The organism is Arcobacter sp. (genome assembly GCF_050300555.1).
In the GTDB taxonomy this organism is placed as follows: Bacteria; Campylobacterota; Campylobacteria; order Campylobacterales; family Arcobacteraceae; genus Arcobacter.
This window is the reverse complement of the sequence record NZ_JBNKXY010000143.1, coordinates 1-697: the sequence shown is the minus strand read 5'-3', so window position 1 is coordinate 697 and position 697 is coordinate 1. Positions and strand designations below refer to the sequence as shown.

The 697-nt window shown below is 38.9% G+C and carries 1 protein-coding gene; it reads left to right on the top strand.

Annotated elements, in window-relative coordinates:
* On the top strand, positions 1 to 697 hold a 697-nt coding region (gene groEL, locus ACQY5W_RS13160; protein ID WP_428025431.1), incomplete at both ends, for a chaperonin GroEL.

The window sequence follows — 697 nt, the reverse complement described above, 5'->3', positions numbered from 1 at the left end:
AACATGGGGGCGCAAATGGTAAAAGAAGTTGCTTCAAAAACTGCTGATGATGCAGGAGACGGAACAACTACTGCTACTATTTTGGCTCAAGCCATCGTTACTCAGGGTTTAAAAAACGTTGCTGCTGGTGCCAACCCAATGGATCTTAAAAGAGGTATCGATAAAGCTGTTATAGCTGTTGTTGAAGACCTTAAAAAGCAATCAAAACCAATCAAAGATTCTAATGAAATTGCTCAGGTAGCCACTATTTCTGCTAACAACGATGGCGAAATAGGCGCTATGATCGCTGATGCAATGGAAAAAGTTGGAAAAGATGGAGTAATCACTGTTGAAGAAGCAAAAGGTACTGATACAGAAGTTAAAACTGTTGAAGGTATGGAATTTGACAGAGGATATCTTTCTCCATACTTTGTAACCAACACAGAAAAAATGGAAGCAGAATTGGATAATCCTTATATTCTGATTTATGATAAGAAAATATCAGCAATGAAGGAATTATTACCAGTTCTTGAAAGTGCTGCACAAACTGGAAAACCATTATTAATCATCTCAGAAGATGTTGATGGTGAAGCGTTGGCTGCTTTGGTTGTTAACCGTTTGAGAGGCTCTCTAAAGGTGGCGGCTGTTAAAGCTCCAGGATTTGGTGATAGAAGAAAAGAGATGTTAGAAGATATTGCTGTGTTGACAGGTGGTGTAG